Annotated in this window: 15 protein-coding genes and 2 pseudogenes; 10 read left to right on the forward strand and 7 right to left on the reverse strand. The window is 47.5% G+C overall.

Annotation, left to right across the window (positions count from 1 at the left end; translation table 11 throughout):
• Nucleotides 1-30: 30 nt before the first annotated feature.
• The 4 genes from glmS to QUA56_RS03750 form a co-directional block, all read right to left on the reverse strand.
• A complete protein-coding gene (gene glmS, locus QUA56_RS03735) occupies nt 31-1,953 on the reverse strand; it encodes a glutamine--fructose-6-phosphate transaminase (isomerizing) (protein WP_333353403.1) in 1,923 nt (640 codons plus the stop codon).
• 161 nt (nt 1,954-2,114) lie between these two features.
• Nucleotides 2,115-2,360: a photosystem I iron-sulfur center protein PsaC gene (gene psaC / locus QUA56_RS03740; RefSeq protein WP_015175986.1), complete on the reverse strand. Its 246-nt coding sequence runs from the start codon at nt 2,358-2,360 to the stop codon at nt 2,115-2,117.
• Nucleotides 2,361-3,264: 904 nt separating this feature from the next.
• Nucleotides 3,265-4,476, reverse strand: a complete 1,212-nt coding sequence (locus QUA56_RS03745; RefSeq protein ID WP_333353406.1) for a chloride channel protein — start codon at nt 4,474-4,476, stop codon at nt 3,265-3,267.
• 345 nt (nt 4,477-4,821) lie between these two features.
• A complete protein-coding gene (locus tag QUA56_RS03750; protein WP_333353410.1) occupies nt 4,822-5,727 on the reverse strand; it encodes a CoB--CoM heterodisulfide reductase iron-sulfur subunit B family protein in 906 nt (301 codons plus the stop codon).
• Between the two features lie 285 nt (nt 5,728-6,012).
• On the opposite strand from QUA56_RS03750, the gene QUA56_RS03755 reads away from it, so the two are divergent.
• The 7 genes and pseudogenes from QUA56_RS03755 to QUA56_RS03785 form a co-directional block, all read left to right on the forward strand.
• Nucleotides 6,013-6,288, forward strand: coding sequence for a BrnT family toxin (locus tag QUA56_RS03755; RefSeq protein WP_333353413.1), 276 nt, complete (start codon nt 6,013-6,015; stop codon nt 6,286-6,288).
• A complete protein-coding gene (locus QUA56_RS03760; RefSeq protein ID WP_333353416.1) occupies nt 6,272-6,511 on the forward strand; it encodes a hypothetical protein in 240 nt (79 codons plus the stop codon). The genes QUA56_RS03755 and QUA56_RS03760 overlap by 17 nt, the downstream gene beginning before the upstream one ends.
• A gap of 93 nt (nt 6,512-6,604) precedes the next feature.
• On the forward strand, nt 6,605-6,886 hold the full coding sequence (locus QUA56_RS03765) for a hypothetical protein (protein WP_333353419.1): 282 nt from the start codon (nt 6,605-6,607) through the stop codon (nt 6,884-6,886).
• 369 nt (nt 6,887-7,255) lie between these two features.
• Nucleotides 7,256-7,663 carry a GFA family protein gene (locus QUA56_RS03770; RefSeq protein WP_333026923.1) on the forward strand — a complete coding sequence of 136 codons (408 nt, stop codon included), beginning with the start codon at nt 7,256-7,258 and terminating at the stop codon, nt 7,661-7,663.
• A gap of 346 nt (nt 7,664-8,009) precedes the next feature.
• Entirely contained in the window at nt 8,010-8,264 is a 255-nt protein-coding gene (gene acpP / locus QUA56_RS03775) for an acyl carrier protein (protein WP_333353422.1), read from the forward strand.
• Nucleotides 8,265-8,361: 97 nt separating this feature from the next.
• Complete coding sequence (gene fabF, locus QUA56_RS03780; protein WP_333353425.1) at nt 8,362-9,615, forward strand: beta-ketoacyl-ACP synthase II; 1,254 nt, start codon at nt 8,362-8,364, stop codon at nt 9,613-9,615.
• 94 nt (nt 9,616-9,709) lie between these two features.
• A pseudogene (locus QUA56_RS03785) lies at nt 9,710-9,862 on the forward strand (IS5/IS1182 family transposase); the annotation flags it as partial.
• A 12-nt stretch (nt 9,863-9,874) separates the two neighbouring features.
• Here QUA56_RS03785 and QUA56_RS03790 read toward each other — a convergent pair.
• The gene (locus QUA56_RS03790) at nt 9,875-10,021 is read right to left on the reverse strand and encodes a hypothetical protein (protein WP_333353428.1); all 147 of its coding nucleotides are present in this window, start codon (nt 10,019-10,021) and stop codon (nt 9,875-9,877) included.
• Nucleotides 10,022-10,105: 84 nt separating this feature from the next.
• Here QUA56_RS03790 and QUA56_RS03795 point away from each other — a divergent pair.
• Nucleotides 10,106-10,553 (forward strand): annotated as a pseudogene (locus QUA56_RS03795) (transposase); the annotation flags it as partial.
• 76 nt (nt 10,554-10,629) lie between these two features.
• Here the strand turns inward: QUA56_RS03795 and QUA56_RS03800 are convergent.
• Both QUA56_RS03800 and QUA56_RS03805 read right to left on the reverse strand, forming a co-directional pair.
• Nucleotides 10,630-11,199 carry a class I SAM-dependent methyltransferase gene (locus QUA56_RS03800; RefSeq protein ID WP_333353431.1) on the reverse strand — a complete coding sequence of 190 codons (570 nt, stop codon included), beginning with the start codon at nt 11,197-11,199 and terminating at the stop codon, nt 10,630-10,632.
• A gap of 135 nt (nt 11,200-11,334) precedes the next feature.
• A complete protein-coding gene (locus QUA56_RS03805; protein ID WP_333353434.1) occupies nt 11,335-13,518 on the reverse strand; it encodes an iron uptake porin in 2,184 nt (727 codons plus the stop codon).
• Nucleotides 13,519-13,803: 285 nt separating this feature from the next.
• Here QUA56_RS03805 and QUA56_RS03810 point away from each other — a divergent pair, with 285 nt between their 5' ends.
• Both QUA56_RS03810 and QUA56_RS03815 read left to right on the forward strand, forming a co-directional pair.
• Nucleotides 13,804-14,583 carry a DUF6816 family protein gene (locus QUA56_RS03810; RefSeq protein ID WP_333353437.1) on the forward strand — a complete coding sequence of 260 codons (780 nt, stop codon included), beginning with the start codon at nt 13,804-13,806 and terminating at the stop codon, nt 14,581-14,583.
• A gap of 67 nt (nt 14,584-14,650) precedes the next feature.
• Nucleotides 14,651-14,761 (forward strand): transposase-like zinc-binding domain-containing protein, encoded by a 111-nt coding sequence (locus tag QUA56_RS03815; RefSeq protein ID WP_445242870.1) that lies wholly within the window; start codon nt 14,651-14,653, stop codon nt 14,759-14,761.
• The last annotated feature ends 5 nt before the right edge of the window (nt 14,762-14,766 follow it).

Here is a 14,766-nt window from a genome sequence, read left to right on the forward strand (position 1 = left end):
TGACTAATGACTACTGACTAATGACTTCCTTTATTCTACTGTCACCGACTTCGCCAAATTGCGCGGCTGATCGACATCCAAACCCCGACGCGCCGCAATGTGATAAGCCAACAATTGCAGCGGAATCACTGTCACAATCGGCGACAACAATTCATCCACCAAAGGCACCGGCAAAACGTAGTCAAAAATATCGGCTTCCGCCGCACCTTGCTTCGGCGTAACGCCAATTAAACGGGCGTCGCGGGCCTTGGCTTCCTGAGCGTTGGAAAGCACTTTTTCGTAGACGCTTCCGGGCATGGCGATCGCCACTACAGGCACTTTCGCATCCAAAAGGGCGATCGGGCCGTGTTTCATCTCTCCCGCCGGATATCCTTCGGCGTGAATGTAGCTAATTTCCTTCAGTTTCAGCGCCCCTTCCAAAGCAATCGGAAAGTTAATTCCCCGCCCCAAAAATATAAAATCTTGGGTTTCTGTAAACTGGTGGGACAATTCCTCCACATACTGTTCTTGAATCTCCAAAAACTTCTCAATTTCGGCTGGCAACTGGCGCAAACCAGCAATAATCTCTGCCAATCTCTCGCTGCTGATTGTTTGCCGCTGGTGCGCCAAATCCAAAGCTAAAAAATAAAATGCCATCAACTGAGTGACAAAAGTTTTAGTGGCAGCAACGCCGACTTCTATACCGGCGTGGGTGTTGATTACGTGCGGCATCATGTGGGCGATCGAACTTTCAGTCCTGTTAGTAATGCCTAACATTCTCGCCCGGAATTTATCCGTAAAACCCGCGCGGCGCTGCTGTTCCATCCCCAAAGCAGCCAGCGTGTCCGCCGTTTCTCCCGACTGAGTTACCCCAATAGTTAAAGTATTTGCTGTCAGCGGTGCGGGCGCATAGCGGTACTCAGAAGCGTACTGCACCGCAGTCGGAATATTAGCTAACTGCTCCAACAAATATTTGCCAATTAGCGAGGCGTGCCAGCTCGTTCCGCAGGCGAGGATTGAAATTTGTTCGATATCGGCGCAAAGTTCCTTGGGCAAGTTGAGATTGATGGGAGAGCGCGGATTTCCCGGCTGCCACTCGCTGTCTAAATAAGCCTCCAAGCAAGCTCTGACTACGGCTGGCTGTTCGTAAATCTCCTTGTGCATGAAGTGTTTGAAGCCTTGTTTTTCGACTAAAACCGGACTCCAACCAAGGATGCGCGGGCTTTTTTTCAGCCTTTCTCCTGCAAAGCTGTAAACTTCGACTCCCATCGGAGTTAGCCTTGCCAATTCGCCATTTTCTAAGGACAAAACAGTGCGGGTGTGAGATACTAAGGCCGGCGTGTCGGAAGCGCAGAAAAATTCACCAGCACCAAACCCAATCACCAAAGGAGCTTGCTGTCTGGCGACAATTATTTCTTCTGGAAAATCTGCACAGATAACGGCGATCGCAAAGGCTCCCTCTAACCTATTTACCACCTTTGCAACCACTTCCAAAAACGACAAATCAGCAATTTTGTCTGCTTTTTTCTCTTTTCTTTCTTCCTTCTCCCTTTTTCCTTCTTTCAAAAACTCAGCTATTAAATGAGGAATAACTTCTGTATCGGTATCCGAGACAAATTTATGTCCCTTTGCTTTCAATTCTTCCCGCAACTCGCGATAATTTTCGACAATTCCATTTTGAACTACCGCAACTCGCCCGCTATTATCTAGGTGAGGGTGAGCGTTATATTCCTCTGGCTTGCCGTGAGTTGCCCAGCGGGTGTGTCCGATGCCGATGGGAGCCGGAGAGTCTATCTCTGCTAGCTTTTCCCGGAGGTTGTGCAATTTGCCCTTGGCTCGGATGCAGGTAATTTGTCCTTCCGAGATGGTAGCGAGGCCCGCTGAATCGTAGCCCCGGTATTCTAGTTTCTCCAATCCTGCTAGCAAAATCTCGCTTGCTGCTTGCGTGCCGATATAGCCAACGATTCCGCACATTTAACGTACTACTCCTGCTTAGCGATCGCAATAAAACCCAAGTTTTATACATTTTTACCTTCTTCCGGCCCCAGAATGCAGATTCCGCGACAAAAAAAGAGGGAGCAATTTAATCGCCCCCTCTTTTGTGCCCGTAATTCGATCGGCGTGCCGATCGAACTTTAGTAGGCTAGACCCATACTGCGAGTGGTTTCTGCTCCCAGATAAACCCGGATGCTCAGAAAATCGGTCGGGCAAGCAGTTTCGCACCGCTTGCAGCCTACACAGTCTTCGGTGCGGGGAGATGAGGCAATCTGAGCTGCTTTGCAGCCATCCCAGGGCACCATCTCCAAAACGTCAGTCGGACAAGCGCGGACGCATTGAGTGCAGCCGATGCAAGTATCGTAAATTTTGACTGAATGAGACATTGAATAAAGGCTCCCAACGAGTCACTAAAAATTTGCTGCCTCTGCGAATTAACAGATTTGACGGTGAGGTGCCACCGCTATAGCCTGCACAGAGAATTAAAGGTTAGTCTACCGCAGTGCTTGGAAGCACTTCGCGAAAAAGCGACAAAACTTCACAGTTATTCACGCTGGGAGTCTTATAGAACCCATTTGGGATTTATTCATTCGCCAACCGTTTGAGCATCAGCCTCATCAAACACAAATTGAGTTTCGCAGCGGCATTGGTGAGAGTCTGCTCAAAGTTCTCGAGCAAACTCTTACAGCCTTACATCCAAGCGTTTGACCGTTCAATCACGATCGCGAGTTGCCACCACGACAAATCTAGTTTTCCCCTCTAGCGCTACTTTTTCGGCTTTCGTTGGTTTCGGTGCCACTTTAAACGGATCTCGGTCATCATCTGGGGATAGAGTTTTTACTTTCTCTGCGATGAGTTTATCCGGGTGATACCCGTTGCCCTTGCAGAACGATCGTCTTCGGAATATTGACGATCCCGAGTGCGAAAGTCATCGAGGTTGTGACTCAACATTTCAATCCAGCCACACTCATCGGACACACTGGCTTTTCTGCAAGGGATCTGAGATATTGCACCATTATCAATAACCCTTCTATGGGCGGGTTCTTGGGCCCAACCCCTACTCCCCACAAGAAAATGCACTTGTTGTGGAACAGGCCGGAAAGCCTGTTCTTAAGAATGGTGCAAGATGTGCAAGGGATAAAAAACGGCAGGCTGACTGGTATCAACGGCCAGATGTTGTTTGATGCCATTGGTGCATTTGTAATGACAAAATCCTTGAGACTCGACCCTCGCAAATTGCACGTATTTTTAACCGCTACACGGAGCTATTAGAGGAATTCTAGCCGTTTGTTAATCAACTTTGCGCTGTGAGGTAATGAAGGGAGATCGGGGAGCCAAGAAGAAACCGACGAGACTAGCAAAGAGAATCGGTGTAAAAGTGTTAAATCCTGTCAACTTGGCGAGTAGCAGAGTTGTACTAATGGGAGTTCTAGTAACTGTTGAATTCAGAGCAGCCATTACACAAATCATTGCCAAAGTCTCGTTAGATGCGGGATTAACGATCGCGATTGCTTTTCCTAAACAGGCTCCTATAAAAAACAGCGGGATGATCATCCCCCCCCGCCAGCCTCCATTTATTGTCGTACTAATAGCAAACACTTTAGCAATAACTAAAGTCAAGAGAAATCCCAAAGAAAAGTTTCCCTCAACAAGTTTTTCAATTTGATGTTCGCCAAAGAAACGAGTGAGCGGGAATAAAGCTGATAAAACACCAAGTGCTAGCCCAGCTAAAGTAGTTCGCACATAGATTGGACTGGGTATCGAATCAAACAAGCGACCGACACTGCGAAATACAGCGATAAAAAACCACCCCACGATCGCCCCTACGATTCCATAAGCAATCGCTGCGGCAAAGTCATAAAGGCTGTGCACATTGTATTGAGGAAAATGCCAGGTAGGGCCAATTCCAAGCTGGGTAATTGCTACAAAAATGGTGTAACTTGCACAACTTGCCACTACCGCAGGCAATATTGCTTCAAAATACTCCACAACATTCTGATGGTGCAGGATTTCTAAAGCAAAAAAAGTACCGCCCAAAGGAGCACCGAACAAAACTGTAAAACCAGATGCCATGCCAGCAATACTCAAAGTTCGCAGTGCCTCTCCGCTCAATTGAAAGCGATCGGCCAACCACGTACCAATTGAACCTGTGACTTGCACCATTGGTGCTTCTGGACCAGCACTGCCTCCACTTGCAATACTGATTAGCGACGACAGAATCATCGAAGGATTCTCGTTCATGGGTAATCGCCCACCATTGAGATGAATATTGTCAATAATCAACCCTATTTCGCCAGGATTTCCCAGCCAATGAATTATCAAGCCGACGAGCAAACCAGCAACGGGCATGATGATTAGTAGAGAAACTCCACTAAAATATTCAAATCCCAGTATTATGTAAGACAAAACTATCCAATAACTTGCAGCAAACAAACCACAAATGATTCCTAGCATTGCCCATAGCAATACCGGACGTGTGAGATTTACTGGGTTTCGTTTCATTGCTTATTCCTTGTCAATAGCTAGCCAGTTAGAAAGTGTTAAAAAAGTATTTTGTCTAATGGTATACAACTTCTGCGATCTGCATATTAACTTACCGCCCACCACACTTGCTTTTGAGTGTAGATTCGGGCTATCGAATGCGCTTTAACAATCGCAGTCTCACAACGGCAGTCCAGGACTGAACTCAACAATGTACGATCGCGATCGAGCGTCCCGCTAGCACTCGGGTATAATTCCGATCTAACGGGATTGGATATTAGAAAGAACCAAAGTCCTTACTACAAACCTGGATTTGATATTAGAAAGGACTAAAGTCTTTACTACAAAGCGGCGCAAATCGATCGACTAAAAGCCTAATTTTTCTAATACTGGCTTAGTTGAAACAATATGCCGATCGAGTCCTAGTTTTTTCGGTTCCACACCCAAAGCCAAAGCCACCAACTGCGGTAAATGCAGCACCGGCAAACCCAATTTGCGCCCGATTACTTTTTCCACCTCCGGCTGTCGCGAATCCAAATTTAAATGACACAGCGGACAAGGCGTTACCATACAATCAGCCCCATTGTCAAGAGCATCTTGAATGTGTTTGCCTGCCATCTGAAAAGATTGGTTAGTGGCATAACTGGCCAACGGCCAGCCGCAGCACTGCGTCCGCCCTCGATAGTAAACCGGAGTTGCCCCGATCGCCCGAAATACATTTTCCATCGATTCCGGTTGGTGCGGGTCATCGTAAAGCAGCTTATCCTGAGCTCGCAGCAGGTAACACCCGTAAAAAGACGCGCACTTCAAACCGGAAAGCTTGCGGGTGACTCGCTTTTGAACTTCCTCCAAACCGTAATCGGCAACGATCGCCCACAACAGATGTTTCACCTCGGTGCTGCCTTGATAAGGCGAACAGCCTTGTTTTTCCAGCAAACCGTTGACTTTTTCTATGTAGTTGGGATCGGTTTTTTGGCAATCCTTGAGGCGATCGTCCACATGACCGATTACCCCTTGACAAGTGCTGCAATGGGTGAGTAAAGGCAGATTCAGTTGCTCGGCCAAAGCAATATTGCGGGCGTTGACAGTATCTTCCAGCAACTGCGAATCTTCCTTGAAAGTGCCAGAACCGCAGCAGGAAGCTTTTTTGAGTTCCACCAGTTCAATGCCCAGCGCTTGAGTCAGGGCTTGGGTAGACAGGTAAAGTTCGCGGGCGGCCCCTTGGGCAACGCAACCGGGAAAGTAAGCATATTTGAGATTTGAGGATGGCATGGTTGTTTCTGCTGGGGAGACAAGGCAAGGGACAAAAAAGGAGGGCGATCGAAGTTGGGATGCTTCCTGCTTCGTTTACCCTCTCCATATCCTTACCCAGTTTTAGACAATTATTATCGATGAGGACGCAGTTTTCAGGTTGGTGACGGGGCGATCGCGCTAGTCTGCTTAAGGTGCTTTGGGAAAAATTGCATTACCGATCGTTCATCTAGACACTGGATTAGGCTGATTAACGGTTGAGTAACCTGATAAACTACAGGAGTCGTTGGCAATGAGAGTTTCTGCATGGAGTTCGAGTGGAATCCAGATAAAGCTGATATCAATCTGAGAAAACACAGTATCTCTTTCCATGAAGCTACGACCGTATTTGATGACTCGTTATCTGTGACATTTCCTGACCCCGATCGTTCCATTGGCGAAGAACGATACGTTATCATTGGAATGTCTGAATTGGGGAAATTGTTAATTGTCTCCCATACTGACCGAGAGAACCGCATCCGCATCATCAGTGCCCGAACAGCCAATCGCCAAGAAAAGAGGTTTTATGAAGAAGGAAGTTGACGAGCTAGAGGATGAACTACGCCCTGAATACGACTTCTCTAAGATGGCAGGGGGTGTCAAAGGCAAGTACGTTGAAAGATACCGGACAGGAACCAATGTGGTTCTCCTAGATCCTGACGTTGCCAAGGCTTTTCCGACGAATGCTTCTGTAAACGAGGCACTGCGGTTATTACTCCAAATTGCCCAGCGCCAGCAGCCTAACAACCAGATTGGAGCGGACTAACTCAGTATCTTGATGTTGTAGTGAAAGGGTAATTGCTGCTGCTCAACCGGAGCGTTTGTACGACATTGTTTGCTTCTAGTTAAGCATCTTGTAATGCACCAGGTAGAAGACAATCCATCCTCTTATGTGCGTGTTCCTGTACGAGTTTTAGGATGCCTGCGCGGTGGTGAAATTACCGTTTTCCTCTTTCCTGGGCATGGGTTAGTGCTAACACAACCCATACAGACTCATCTAGTTCCTGAAAGCTTGAGAATGCCCAATAGTGAGTTTGATGTGTTGTTCAAACATCCTGGTGCAGAAATAGTCCGAGTCTTGCGTCACGATGAATCATGTCCAGAAATCGAATCTTATCGCATTGATGCCCAAAAGACTTGATGGTAATGAATATATAGCTCTTCTCAGGTAGATGAGGTACGTAGTTGGGCTTGGGCCCAATAAGTTTGGGTGGTTATGTAAGCTGTCAGTCATACCTCATCTTTTTGAGAAAGGCTATAGCTCTTCTCAGGTAGATGAGGTATGACTGATAATTGGTAATTGGAGTTGTTAGGCGCTTACCTCATTTACTGCATAAGCACGATCGGAGGGCTAAAGCCCAACTACGTACCTCACTTACTTGAGAACCGCTATACCGATCGGTAATGCCGTTAAGTTGAAGCCAATGACAGAACCCGTACCCGAAGTTGTCTTACACACAATCGCCGTCAAAGCCTGTACACTTTTCGGACGACAACCTCTTGGTAGATTATGACGATCAAAACCTTTATTGGAAGCTGCCATTGCGGCGCAGTTCGATTTGAAGCCGACATCGACTTGAGCTTGGGCACAAACAAATGTAACTGCTCGATCTGCACGAAAACGCGGAATTGGAACGCCATCATCAAACCCAACGCATTCCGATTGCTATCCGGCGAGGGCGATTTGAGCGATTACCAGTTCAATCCAAAGATTGGACATCATCTTTTTTGCAAGCACTGCGGGGTGCGCTCGTTTGCACGCGGACACCACGAACAGATTGGCGGTGACTACGTTTCAGTCCAATTGGCCGCCCTCGACAACGCCGATCCAACGGAACTAATTGAAGCGCCAATTCGATTTTCGGATGGCCGTAACAACAACTGGGGTGCGCCTCCAGCCGAGACAAAGCATCTATAGAACCCATTTGAGAGCTAAAAGGTTGCAAGCCTTTTAACCATCAGCCCAATCAAACAAAGATTTACCGGCTCTCCAGGCTATCCGGCGATCGATATAGCTTATATGTCTCAGGACAAGGGTTTCAGCGATTTCCTCAAGAATATTCTGTGCCGGTCGATATAGTTTCCCACACAAATCCAAGAGAGCCATAGCGATCGCCACCCCATAACAGTCCTAGAGTTGCTGCGATCGTGCGTGCCCCAATTGTCGCTAGCCCGTGTCACTTAGAAAAGCGGCAACCCTTTTTCCTGAAGATCCCCCTTTCGGATAAGATTAGATACGCAGCAACCAATGAGGACACGATGTTATGAGCCAAGACGACATTTTTGCTAAAGTCCAGAAAATTGTGGCAGAGCAACTGGAAGTCGAGAAGAGCGAAGTCAAGCCCGAAGCCAACTTTGCTAACGATTTAGGAGCAGATTCCTTAGATACTGTAGAGCTGGTCATGGCCTTGGAAGAAGAGTTTGATATTGAAATTCCCGACGAAGCAGCCGAAGGAATTACTACGGTTCAAGCTTCTGTAGATTTCATCAACAGCCAACTGGCAGTTAAAAAATCATAAAATACCTGTCTTTTCCCCTAAGAGGAGAGAAGTTAGAAAACTGAAAACTCCTCTTTTGTTCTGCGTTCTGGGTGTTTAATTTTTTGAAATTGAAATCATGACAAATTTAGAGCGTAAGCGCGTTGTTATCACGGGTCTCGGCGCGATTACACCGATCGGCAATACCTTGTCCGAGTATTGGGACGGGTTGCTTGCCGGGAAGAATGGTATAGGCCCGATCACCTTATTCGACCCGTCGCGGCACGACTGCCGCTTTGCCGGAGAGGTGAAGGGTTACGACCCACACGACTATTTAGAGCGCAAGGAAGCAAAGCGGATGGATCGCTTTGCTCAGTTTGGAGTGTCAGCGAGCAAACAGGCTCTTGCTGATGCGAAATTTGAGATTAACGACCTGAACGCAGAACAGGTGGGTGTCATTCTTGGCACTGGCATTGGTGGCCTGAAGGTTTTGGAAGACCAGCAAGAGATCTATCTGACTCGCGGCCCCGATCGGTGCAGCCCGTTTATGATTCCGATGATGATTGCGAATATGGCCGCGGGCCTGACAGCAATTCAAACGGGCGCTAAGGGGCCGAACTCTTGCACGGTGACTGCCTGCGCTGCCGGGTCGAATGCGGTGGGCGATGCGTTTCGCCTAGTTCAGGGGGGTTACGCGCAAGCGATGATTTGCGGCGGTACGGAAGCTGCGGTGACACCTTTGTGCGTGGCGGGTTTTGCTGCGGCGAGGGCGCTTTCGACTCGCAACGATGACCCGACTCATGCTTCTCGTCCGTTCGATCGCGATCGTGATGGTTTTGTCGTCGGCGAAGGTGCTGGCATTCTGATTTTAGAAGAAATGGAACACGCTCTGGCCCGCGGCGCGAAGATTTACGCAGAAATCGTCGGCTACGGTTTAACCTGCGATGCGTATCACATGACTTCTCCGGTACCGGGGGGGAACGGCGCGTCGCGGGCGATGGCTTTAGCGCTCAAGGATGCAGGTTTGACGCCCGATCGAGTGAGCTATATCAACGCTCACGGCACGAGCACGCTTCCCAACGATTCGACGGAAACGAAGGCGATTAAAAAGACTTTGGGAGACCACGCTTACAAAGTAGCAATTAGTTCTACAAAGTCGATGACCGGCCATCTTTTGGGCGGTTCTGGGGGCATTGAGGCGGTGGCTGCGGTAATGTCGATCGCCAATGACAAAATCCCGCCGACAATTAATCTGGAAAATCCCGATCCTGAGTGCGATTTGGACTATGTTCCTCATACAAGTCGCGATCTAATCGTTGATGTGGCACTGTCTAATTCTTTTGGATTTGGCGGCCACAACGTGACTCTGGCATTCAAGAAGTTTGTTCAGTAACGGGAAATCGGAAAGTCGCAAGTTAGAAGGTAAAAAATTAATTTTTTACCTTCAGCAAGCCTGGACGTATAAACATAAGAAAAATAAAATCTACGAGCGGATCGTCAGTTTAACCCAACCTCATATCCGTCCCCTAGTCAGAGGTAAAGCAGGAAAACCCACAGAATTTGGCGCAAAACAGTCAGCCCGCACCTTTGAAGGGTATGTATTTTTAGATCGAATTAGTTGGGACAACTTCAATGAATCATATCAATTCCGGTTACACCGTCCGTGATTGTTGACTGTTGACTGTTGACTGTTGACTGTTGACTGTTGACTGTTGACTGTTGACTGTTGACTGTTGACTGTTGACTGTTAAAAATCTCAAATCGGTTGACTGTTGACTGTTAAAAATCTCAAATCTCAAATCTCAAATCTCAAATCGGTTGACTGTTGACTCGAATCTATGATTCCGATGCAACCGGAAACGATATCAGGAGACTTTTAAGCCCAAGTAGAAGCCTTTAAAGAATTGACGGGGTGTTATCCAGAATCAGTTCATGTTGTTAGCGAAGCCCTCGAAGAAGATCGCATTTATCGCACCCGAGCCAACCGAGCGTGGTGTAAAGAAAGAGGAATTAGGATGAGCGGTCTTCATGACGGAAGACCGTCAGCCAATATGAGTAAAGAAAAAAAGAAGCAAGCATTAGAAGATGAGAGAAGCCGGAACGCGATCGAAGGAAAATTCGGACTAGACTAAACGAAGATTTAGTCTCTATCGAGTCATGACAAAACTTGATAATACTTCTCAAACCGCTATTGCAATCGCCTTTTTAGTCATGAATATTGTCGCAGGATTGAGAAGGTTATTGTTGGTTTTTTTGTGTCAATTTTCATCGATAACAACTTGCTCTCGGTCGGCGATTATCAAAAATTATTTCCGGGTATCCCAAGGATAACAAACACTTAACTTATCGGCTTGCTGAAATCAGCGATCTCTTTTTAAGTTTCCTTTACTTATTCAGCAAGCCCTACTTATACCCATGCAACGAGCAAACCGCACTGGGTAGGGACGATCGTACTTGTGAGTGCGATCCCCCCAAACCATTCGAGAAAATCGGAAAGTTCCTGCTTGCGATCTTCGACATTATCCGCAAGAATCAGAATTTGTTTGCCGCTACAGCGTTCAATAATGGCGCGAACGTCGTCTTTATAAGGCCGCTTCGCGTGATCTACAAACACCAAATCCGGCAGCGGAATCTCTTTCGGAATTTGCCTAATAGCCTCCTCAGAAGGACAAATCCACTGCCGAATCTGGCTATCTATTCCTGCTTGTTGAAAGTATTCCCCGGCTTGCTCTGCCACAGATTTATCGAACTCGACGGTGTGGATGGTAGTCTGAGGATCTCCAAGTGCGAGGTAGCAGGTAGAGAGACCATATCCAGTACCAAGTTCAAGGATAGTCTTTGGTCGTAAAGCAGCAACAAGAGCTTGCAGAATTGGGCCGGTATCTTGACGAATCGGGTTTCGCCAAGCACTTTCACCGTACTGTTCGCCACCGAGGACACGGATTTTTTCAATGACTGCTAAAACTTGTTGGTTCATATGTAAGAGTGGGTGCGATCGTCCTATGTGAGTTAAACAGGACGATCGCACAGACTCTATTTGTAGGGTGGGAACTGCCCACCAAAACTCTACAGGTGGTGTAAAAGTTCAGTCTGTGCGATCGTCCGATTTGAGTTAAAAAGAGAAGGTAGTTCTGACTGCTCCGACAACAACATCGGGGTTGCGATCGTCATGGTTGGGGGCGGTCAACCAGAAGATACCAGGAGTAATCGTGATATTGTCGGTCAGTCGATGGGTATAAAAGGCTTCAATGTGAAATCCCACGTCGCGATCCTTGCGCTGTCCCGGAGGTAAACCGATCGCTTGAGCGATCGCCCCATTGCTCGTACCAGTCAACCGAGGTTGCACCCCAAACACAATACCAGCTAAGTTGCCTTCTTTGCCCAAGTCATAAAAAGCCAAAGAAAAACGATAGTCCACCACATTAGCATCTCCCTTCGTACCGTTGCCCAAGGAACGAGCATTAATGAAACCGACAGAACCGCTTAACCCCAAAGTCCGCGAGACTCGATAAGAGATTCCAGGAAGATATGCGTTGGCGACAATTGCTCCTGCCCCTTGAATTTGGGCAGCGTTACTGCCGCTGAACGTATCAACCCCAAATTGAGGAGAGTATAAGTGGACATAATTTAAAGAAATATCGAGCGGGCCGAAATCGAAGACCGTTCGTATAGAACCACTGTAGCCGGCTTTGGAGAAACCTACACTCGGGTCGTTAGTCCGGAATTCGCTGCCGGCTGCGAAATCGAAGTTCAACCACGGAGTTGCTCTCCACTGTACGCCAATCCCTGTCTGCTGAATGGCGGGGTACAGAATCGGGTTGATTGAACCAAAGTACGATAGAGCTCCTGTTGTGGGACTGGCAAATGGACTCAGGGGTGCTGAAAGTAGCCGGTTGCTAGAAAAGGCATTTAAAGAAACCAGCAGTTTGTCACCCACCGGGAAGCGGTATCCCAATCCGATCAAATTCAAAGTTCCATTTCCTGATATGTCGGATGGCAGGAAACGAGTTTCATCAGTCGGGCCGCTGAGACGACCTTGCGGAAATTCGGTAGCCGTGCTGAGTGGCCTTAAATTTATGGCTTCCATAACGACGAACAAGCTGTCTTTACCCGTGAAGCTGCTATTCAAGTTGAGTTGGAGTCGATAGCCCAATGTAGTGTTATTCGCATCGCTAGCATTTTTGCCAAAAGCATCTCCCAGATAAGTCAACACCTCACCGGTCAGCTTTGTGGTGGTGGAGAATTGGTTGGCTTCGAGTTCTGCCGTCCGAGCTTCCAAAGCATCTACGCGACCCCGCAGGGTTGCCAATTCCGCTGCAAATTCTTCTTGCAACCGTTGGACGGCAAGCAAGTCTTCTTTGGTCGCTAAGTTCGTCCCAGCGTTAATTAGCTCTCTCACCTTATCCAAGCAAGCGTTTAAGCCGGCGGCAAATTCGTAGCGGGTCATTGCCCGGTTGCCGCGGTAGGTGCCGTCGGGATAGCCGGCGATACAACCGTACCGTTCGACTAGAGATTGCAATGCTTGAAATGCCCAATCTGTTGGCTTCACGTCGGATAGCTGGGAGACTGAGGTCACTTGGTCCATCGACGATGTGTTGTCTTCTGATAATTCCCGGTTGAGGGGATTTTTCAAGTCAGGATCAACAGCGGTATCCCGATCGACAAGCGATGATTCGGGGTTGAGGGTTTTTTCCCTGGCTGGCTCAATTGAGGTATCTTCTTGTGGAAGTTCTGCTGTTAGCCCTGAGACAGGAATCACCTGTTGGGTCAATGTGCTCTGTGGCGATGGATCGGAAACTAGGGAATTTTCCTTTGTTGGCTCTGACCCTGTTTCCTGATTTGGACTTATTTCTTGACTGAAATCCGCGGCTTTGTGCGTTGCTATTTCAGTGTTAGTAGGGGTTGGCAGCAGGCCGTTCGGGGAGTTCTCGCTCACCTTTTCACTGCTAACTGGCGTTGCTATTTCAGTGTTAGTAGGGGTTGGAAGCAGGCCGTTGGGGGAGTTCTCGCTCACCTTTTCACTGCTAACTGGCGTTACTATTTCAGTGTTAGTAGGGGTTGGAAGCAGGCCGTTGGGGGAGTTCTCGCTCACCTTTTCACCGCTAACTACTGATTCTGGCAGTGGATCTGCTTCCCCATTATTTATTTGGGGATCGCTTTCTTCGCTGTTGATTGGTGAAGCTGTTGGTTCTTCTGTAATTGGGGAATCGACTGCCCGGGCGACCGCCAACGGCATCAGTCCACTGCCTAAAACAGTTAGCGTAACTACTAAAGTTTTGCCAAAAAGTGTATTCATAGTATATTGATCCTCACATCCTAGCTGCCAACATATCACAACTTGCGTACTCGCTCACTTTTTTTTTCATTGTTTGTTTTGAGCAAGTAATTTCTAACTTTTATTTGTTGCGATTGGTAGGTAACTTGCTATAATAAATTCTTTTAGCTAGGCGAACAGAAAATCTGCATCCTGCTTTTAGCTCATTGTTATGGACGTAGCGGTACCATAGCTTTACAAGTTGAGAAAGCAGAGAAGACAAAAAAAAGAGGAAGAACAAAGTTAGCCCGTGAGATGCAGCTTGGTATGAGAGCAATTTGGGGTTTTTGTTGGGTTTTGGCGTTACTTCTGTGGTGCGGTGGTGCCAGTGCGGGAGTTTTGAGCGATCGCACATCCAGTTTTCCCAATTGGGAAGGCAAACCTCCTATCGCTGTAGCTAAGGGAGATTTGGTTTATCCAGATTGGATGGCTGGCACTTGGAATGTTGCGAGCACTTTGGTGGATTTAGCCGCTCCTTTAGCCCCAAAGATTGTGACGCCCGGGTTTGAAGGCAACCGCCGCTATTTGCAGCAGCAGATATTGTTTAAAGTGCGGTTTCAACCGGAAAAAAATATTGGGTTTATCTCTAATTATAAATCGAAAATAGCTCAGAAAATTGTAGCCGATCGCACTTTCAACGGTTTGAATATTGCCAAAGCTTATTTAGGCGATGGTGGCGTACTTTCGGTGAAAGTCGATCCGAACAATCCCAACCGCCAAATTACTGTTTTGAAAGGGGAACGCCAACTAATTTCAATTGTGACAGCGCGGGGAACTGAAACGCCGAATCCTCGCGAGTTTGTGTCTGCAGAGATTTCTCAGCAAGTGTTTCGGGGAGAGTCCGATATTTATTTAAACCAAGTGGAAACAACCACGGCTTATCGAGTTGTTGGAAGCGGGGAAAAAAGCGGTTCTGCGAGTAAAAGAATTGAAGCGGATCAGGTGACAGCGATTTATTTGTCGCCGCAAGACCCGGATTATTTTGCTGCTGGGGGGCATCCTGTGGCTTTGTACCGATATCGGTTGGAGTTGTTACCGGGAGAATAAGCTAATTGATTGTGAATTATGGCAACTCGGCGTTGCAGAATAGATGTATGAATCTAGGTGAGTGTTTATGCAATGTCCTGAATGTAAATCAACCCATATCCGCAAAAATGGCATTAAGAAAGGTAAAAATACACCACATCTGTGTCAAGTGCGATCGCCAGTTTATCCACCAATATAGCCCAA

The organism is Microcoleus sp. N3A4, from assembly GCF_036701805.1.
In the GTDB taxonomy this organism is placed as follows: domain Bacteria; phylum Cyanobacteriota; class Cyanobacteriia; order Cyanobacteriales; family Microcoleaceae; genus Microcoleus.

Excerpts from the sequence above, each read along its gene's own strand:
- QUA56_RS03765 (WP_333353419.1), top strand. The coding sequence starts at position 6,605 with ATGCACCAGGTAGAAGACAATCCATCCTCTTATGTGCGTGTTCCTGTA.
- fabF (WP_333353425.1), top strand. The coding sequence starts at position 8,362 with ATGACAAATTTAGAGCGTAAGCGCGTTGTTATCACGGGTCTCGGCGCG.
- QUA56_RS03815 (WP_445242870.1), top strand. The coding sequence starts at position 14,651 with ATGCAATGTCCTGAATGTAAATCAACCCATATCCGCAAAAATGGCATT.
- QUA56_RS03755 (WP_333353413.1), top strand. The coding sequence starts at position 6,013 with ATGGAGTTCGAGTGGAATCCAGATAAAGCTGATATCAATCTGAGAAAA.
- QUA56_RS03800 (WP_333353431.1), bottom strand. The coding sequence starts at position 11,199 with ATGAACCAACAAGTTTTAGCAGTCATTGAAAAAATCCGTGTCCTCGGT.
- QUA56_RS03750 (WP_333353410.1), bottom strand. The coding sequence starts at position 5,727 with ATGCCATCCTCAAATCTCAAATATGCTTACTTTCCCGGTTGCGTTGCC.
- QUA56_RS03770 (WP_333026923.1), top strand. The coding sequence starts at position 7,256 with ATGACGATCAAAACCTTTATTGGAAGCTGCCATTGCGGCGCAGTTCGA.
- QUA56_RS03805 (WP_333353434.1), bottom strand. The coding sequence starts at position 13,518 with ATGAATACACTTTTTGGCAAAACTTTAGTAGTTACGCTAACTGTTTTA.
- QUA56_RS03745 (WP_333353406.1), bottom strand. The coding sequence starts at position 4,476 with ATGAAACGAAACCCAGTAAATCTCACACGTCCGGTATTGCTATGGGCA.
- glmS (WP_333353403.1), bottom strand. The coding sequence starts at position 1,953 with ATGTGCGGAATCGTTGGCTATATCGGCACGCAAGCAGCAAGCGAGATT.
- acpP (WP_333353422.1), top strand. The coding sequence starts at position 8,010 with ATGAGCCAAGACGACATTTTTGCTAAAGTCCAGAAAATTGTGGCAGAG.
- QUA56_RS03760 (WP_333353416.1), top strand. The coding sequence starts at position 6,272 with ATGAAGAAGGAAGTTGACGAGCTAGAGGATGAACTACGCCCTGAATAC.
- psaC (WP_015175986.1), bottom strand. The coding sequence starts at position 2,360 with ATGTCTCATTCAGTCAAAATTTACGATACTTGCATCGGCTGCACTCAA.
- QUA56_RS03810 (WP_333353437.1), top strand. The coding sequence starts at position 13,804 with ATGAGAGCAATTTGGGGTTTTTGTTGGGTTTTGGCGTTACTTCTGTGG.